The organism is Pedobacter sp. 01T416_2, assembly GCF_056398925.1.
This window is the reverse complement of the sequence record NZ_JBFTQI010000991.1, coordinates 1-1844: the sequence shown is the minus strand read 5'-3', so window position 1 is coordinate 1844 and position 1844 is coordinate 1. Positions and strand designations below refer to the sequence as shown.

Genomic DNA, 1844 nt, shown 5'->3' with positions numbered 1-1844 from the left:
CACTTATGGGTAATATGACTAGCGTACCCATAAAAGAAATAAAAAACAACGGATTTAAAATAGCCCGGTTGATTGATTGCATGGCTTGTAAAAAAGAAGCATCAGAAAGACGTGCAAGGCCTGGAATAACCGAACAAGAGTACGCATAAAAAAGACCACCAATAAGTGCAGTAGAAACTGTACTCAACAAAAGAACCAAGGTTTTGAAATTCATAAACAATTGCTTTAAATATATCCTTACCCTAAGGAGTATGACGAATTTAAGCAAAAACGTTAGCTGAAAAAAAATAATTCCTATCTAAAAAAGAGCGCTAATTTAGATAGGAAGAGAGATAATCTAGATATGAAAAGTTAATAGGTAGATGTTAAATAAAAAATTTTAATGTTTATTGCTCCCAAACAAACGCCGTCTAGATTAAAATTTCTACATTTTCATTGATTGTAAACGAAGATCGCATTCTGTCTTTATCTTCAGCACTAGGTTACATAGATCGGTCTGTTTTCGTTATAGATCGGTGCAAATGTTAATCAGAACCTATATTTAGAACTACAATATCAGTAGCTTGGCATCCTACCTGCCCTTGTTCTAAATTAAAGCGAACTTTGGTTCCTACAACTAAAGAACGACGGTAAATCCCTATCAATTTCTGGTTATCTGCATAAACCATTTCCCTTCCATCATCGGGTGCAATAAATCCGAAACCTCGTATCGGATTATACCATTTAATCACTCCTGTATACATCATAACGCAATTTTTTACCCTAAATTAGCCAACTGAAAGAAAATTTACTACGAAACAGGATAAAGCGTTCTATTTTCGGTATGAAAAGGCGTAATTTCGTTATGTATACAAAGGAAAATTAACAAATGATTAAGTGTATAGCCATTGATGACCAACAAAACTCAATTTCGGGGCTTGAAAAATATATAGCAGATACTCCGAATATGAAGCTTCTGGCGAGTTACACCGATCCGGTGGTGGCCTTGAACGAGCTTAAAAAGATTGACCAGGTAGATGTGATATTTATGGACATTCAAATGCCACAGATTTCGGGAATCGAACTTTCTAAAGCAATCCGCTCCAAAACCAGGAAACTGATATTTACCACCTCTCATGAAGAATATGCCTTTGAAGCATTCGAAGCAGAAGCAGATGCGTATTTACTTAAACCTTATGGATATGCTAAATTTGCCTTAACGGTAAACCGTGTTTTTGAGGAAGAAATAGAAAATATAGGGCAGGAAACTTATTTTTTGGTCAAAAATAAATCAGAAGACCACAAAGCGGTTTTAGTGCGGTATGCAGATATAATTGCTTTTGAAAGTTTCCACAACTATATCAAAATACATACAAAAGAGAAGATAATTATTGCTTATTTAAGTTTGAAAGATGTTAAAGAACAACTGAACCTTAAAAAGGGCTTCATCCAGCTGCATAGGGGGTATATTATTTCCATCAATCATATTTTACATGTTGAGGGAACAAGAGTAACACTTTCTAACCATACCAGCTTTACTGTTGGCGACCTCTACTACAATGATTTCCGGGATTTCTTCACCGATAAACTTATTACCAGTAAACGGAATAAATAACGGTTAAGGATAGATAAAAGGCTATGGCCTAGACTAGCATATAAAAAGAAAGCCCACGTAACACGCGGGCTTTCTTTTTAAAAGCGAAAACAAATTATTTAGCGCTATTTTTTTTATCAGTTACTTCAGCTCTAATTTCTTGGGCTAAAACTTTTAGGTCTTGCATTGCTTTACGTACACGTGTACCTGCTGCTGCATTACCACCATCATAAAATTTAGTTGCATCTGCTTCAACAGAAGAGATTAGATC

The 1844-nt window shown here is 35.2% G+C and carries 4 protein-coding genes; 1 reads left to right on the top strand and 3 read right to left on the bottom strand.

The window, feature by feature from the left end:
* Together AC1DPQ_RS26620 and AC1DPQ_RS26615 are read right to left on the bottom strand one after the other, a co-directional pair.
* Positions 1 to 214 (bottom strand): anthrone oxygenase family protein (locus AC1DPQ_RS26620; RefSeq protein WP_477611413.1); only part of this gene is annotated, 214 nt, incomplete at its 3' end.
* 310 nt (positions 215 to 524) lie between these two features.
* Positions 525 to 746, bottom strand: coding sequence for a cold-shock protein (locus tag AC1DPQ_RS26615; RefSeq protein ID WP_477581847.1), 222 nt, complete (start codon positions 744 to 746; stop codon positions 525 to 527).
* Positions 747 to 868: 122 nt separating this feature from the next.
* On the opposite strand from AC1DPQ_RS26615, the gene AC1DPQ_RS26610 reads away from it, so the two are divergent.
* Positions 869 to 1594 carry a LytR/AlgR family response regulator transcription factor gene (locus tag AC1DPQ_RS26610; RefSeq protein WP_477581849.1) on the top strand — a complete coding sequence of 242 codons (726 nt, stop codon included), beginning with the start codon at positions 869 to 871 and terminating at the stop codon, positions 1592 to 1594.
* A gap of 94 nt (positions 1595 to 1688) precedes the next feature.
* Here AC1DPQ_RS26610 and AC1DPQ_RS26605 read toward each other — a convergent pair.
* Positions 1689 to 1844, bottom strand: a 156-nt coding sequence (locus AC1DPQ_RS26605; RefSeq protein WP_477611414.1) for a histone H1, incomplete at its 5' end; no start/stop codon positions are given.

Coding starts and splice junctions, on each gene's coding strand:
- AC1DPQ_RS26615 (WP_477581847.1), bottom strand. CDS start 746: ATGATGTATACAGGAGTGATTAAATGGTATAATCCGATACGAGGTTTC.
- AC1DPQ_RS26610 (WP_477581849.1), top strand. CDS start 869: ATGATTAAGTGTATAGCCATTGATGACCAACAAAACTCAATTTCGGGG.